This is a genomic window from Corallococcus sp. AB018 (assembly GCF_003986945.1).
Lineage (GTDB): Bacteria > Myxococcota > Myxococcia > Myxococcales > Myxococcaceae > Corallococcus > Corallococcus exiguus.
Map to the genome: position 1 here is coordinate 1 of NZ_RAWR01000410.1, position 2,693 is coordinate 2,693.

A 2,693-nucleotide genomic window follows, 5' to 3' on the forward strand; every position below is an offset into this window, starting at 1 on the left:
TTCTACAACCGGAAGCGGCGCCACTCCGCCCTGGGCTACCTCAGCCCCATCGAGTTCGAGCGAGTGGCCACAACGAGTAGGCTGGCCGCGTAACCAACCTGTCTACGGAACCGGGTCACGCCCAGACCGGACGGTTACAGAGGTAGCCTTGCTTCGTCTTCTTCACGTCCAGCACGCGCACGGGCGTCTCGTCGGCCCACACCACCTCGGCGGCCGCAATGACTTGCAAGAGGTGCGACGAGAGAGGCAGGAGCACCGAAGCAGCCTCATGGAAGAGGTCCGTCAGCGTGCTGCGACTCATGGGGACGCGGCCTCTTTCAATCCGCTGCGCCAGCCGGTGCAGGGGCATGGCATCGGCGCACTTGGACGTCACCACGTGCGCAAGGAAGCCCGGGCCGTACTCGCCCCTGTCCACCACCTTCGGCGGCGCAGGCGCCGTCACCACGCCCTGGCCGCAGGCGCACGCGAGGACTTCCTGCACGTGCACCTGGCGCTCGAAGAAGGCGGGTACGTACTCGTACACCACCGTCCTTCGGCCCTCGCCCAGCGGCTTCAAGTCGTCGCTTCCGCACGCGGGACAGTGCCGGGCCTCGGGTGGTACCGGGTGCCGGACTTCGCGGCTGGGGGCCTCCTCGGCCTTGTGCGCCGCACGCTCGCGCCGTGTCCGCAGGGCCGCCTCGTCCCGCGCCGCTTTCGACGCGGGGCTCGCCGCGGCCTGGCGCAGCTCGCTGGCCACGGACGGCATCCGCTCGGTTTTGCGGCCGAAGACGTGGCGTTGCAGTGCCGCCATCTGCCCTTTGAGGGTGTCCAGCTCTCCGCCGATGCGGCCCACCTCGGCTTTGAGTTCCTCGGCTTCTTCCCGCCAGGGGCAGAAGTGGTTCTGGGGCAGCACGCGAGGCACTCTCGAATAACGGCCGGCCCCGGTGCCCCCAGTCCGTCTCAGCTGCCCGTGCGGCCAGGAGGCGTCCAGGCGGGCTGCCGCTTCACCTGGGCCACGTCGATGCCGTCCAGCAGCATCGCCAGTTGCGTGGCGTCCAGTTCCACGCACGTCGCTTCCTCCTCCACGCGCGGCAGTCGGAATCTCCCCGTCTCCAGCCGCTTGTAGAGCAGCACGAAGCCGCCCCGGCTCCACGTCAGCACCTTGATTCGGTCGCCTCGGCGCGAGACGAAGGCGAAGAGGTGCCCGGAACAGACGTCCTCGCCCCACGCCGTGCGCACCAGCGCCATGAGTCCGTCGATGGACTTGCGCATGTCCACCGGCTCCGTCGCCAGCACCACGCGCACCGACGCAGGAAGGGCAAACATCGCCGCCTCACCGCCCCAGCGCGGCGACGAGACGCGCGACGTACGCCACGTCCGTCCCCACGGCGAAGCGCACTCGCGCTCCGCTTGCCGCCACCACCTCCAGCACGGACTCGGACGCCGCGGGCGCCGTCGCCACCTGCACCGGTAACAGCCGCACCGGCTCATTCCGCGCCGTCTCGGCCCTCCGACTCCGATACACCCACGACTGCAACGTGCTCAGCCTCACGCCTCGCTGTTGCGCGAACTCCCGCTGCGTCTGCCCGCTGGCCTCGAATGCTGCCGCGACGTGCACCCACTCCGGCTTCTCCACCTGCTTCGACATGCCCAGGAGCGTCCGCTGCGTGCCGCGCCCCCGGCAATCCCTCACGGCACGTCGTTGGCCGGACGGTTACGCCCGTCCTGCGCGGTGGCCGGCTTCCTCCAGCGTTGAATCGTGCGAGGGGCCACCCCGAGCCGCTCGCAGACGGCCTCAAGCCGCACGCCCTGCTGGAGGGCCTCCTCGACGTGGGCGAGCGTTATTTCTCGTGCTTCTCGTCCGCTGCGTCGTCCTCGTCGTCCAGGTGCCGCTCGTCCCAGCCCGTCGCCTGAAGTTTTTTTTCGAGAACCAGCAGCGCCGCCGTTTCCGCCAGCGCCTTCTCCTTGCGGCGCAACTCCCGCTCCAACTCCTTCACCCGCTTCTCGGCCGCCGCCAGCCGCCTGCGCTCCTTGGCCGGCAGGGCTTCCGTCGCCGCACCCCCGAGGGCCTGCTGCCACTCCTTCAACTTCTCCTCGTGCAACCCCTCGCCGCGCAGCAGCGCCCCCAACGCTTCGCCCGTCAGCCCCTGGGCCGCCACCAGCACACGCAGCTTCTCCTCGGGCGTCCACTTCTTCGGCGCGGCGGGCACGGCGGGCTTCTTCTCCTCGGGCGGGGGCGTCATCGCCGCCAACTTATTCGCCTCGCGCAACCACTGCGACAACGTCGGCTGCGACACGCCCACTTGACGGGCCAGCGCCGCGGCGCTCACCGCGCCCGGGCCCACCATCCGCTTCACCATCTGCGTCTTGAATCCATCCGTGTACGGCACTGCGTCCTGCCTGCTCTCGCCCCCGGGGCGTGGTCATCCCGGCCGCTCAGCCGAGGCGACAACTTCCCTGACACAGGGGGAAGGGAGAGAAGTCCGTGGGCGTGGCGCGCCAACACACAGGCACGGCGTGACAGGTGGGGCACGAGGGGTGGAGGACAAGACCCGAGCGCGAGACGACGCGTGCGGGCCGTCACCATCTAAGCCATCCGGGGTAAATCTTTGCCTACCCAACGAGTGCGGGCAGAGGAGATGAGACGTCGGAAGCCTCCTGGGCGGCCCAACTGCGCCAGGAGGTGGACGGCAGCAGCGTAGAAGTCCTCCCGC

The 2,693-nt window shown here is 69.6% G+C and carries 5 protein-coding genes; all 5 read right to left on the reverse strand.

Annotated features, from left to right (window positions below):
* Positions 1 to 115 precede the first annotated feature (115 nt).
* From D7Y11_RS42205 to D7Y11_RS42225, 5 genes are read right to left on the reverse strand one after another with little or no spacing between them, the layout of a single operon-like run.
* The gene (locus tag D7Y11_RS42205; protein ID WP_126936484.1) at positions 116 to 892 is read right to left on the reverse strand and encodes a transposase; all 777 of its coding nucleotides are present in this window, start codon (positions 890 to 892) and stop codon (positions 116 to 118) included.
* Positions 893 to 939: 47 nt separating this feature from the next.
* Entirely contained in the window at positions 940 to 1,305 is a 366-nt protein-coding gene (tnpB, locus tag D7Y11_RS42210) for an IS66 family insertion sequence element accessory protein TnpB (protein WP_126936485.1), read from the reverse strand.
* Between the two features lie 7 nt (positions 1,306 to 1,312).
* The gene (locus D7Y11_RS42215) at positions 1,313 to 1,627 is read right to left on the reverse strand and encodes a hypothetical protein (protein ID WP_126936486.1); all 315 of its coding nucleotides are present in this window, start codon (positions 1,625 to 1,627) and stop codon (positions 1,313 to 1,315) included.
* A gap of 41 nt (positions 1,628 to 1,668) precedes the next feature.
* Positions 1,669 to 1,881, reverse strand: a complete 213-nt coding sequence (locus D7Y11_RS45090; protein ID WP_255431209.1) for a transposase — start codon at positions 1,879 to 1,881, stop codon at positions 1,669 to 1,671.
* Positions 1,821 to 2,369, reverse strand: coding sequence for a transposase (locus D7Y11_RS42225; RefSeq protein ID WP_126936488.1), 549 nt, complete (start codon positions 2,367 to 2,369; stop codon positions 1,821 to 1,823). Before D7Y11_RS42225 ends, D7Y11_RS45090 begins: the two co-directional genes overlap by 61 nt.
* Positions 2,370 to 2,693 lie beyond the last annotated feature (324 nt).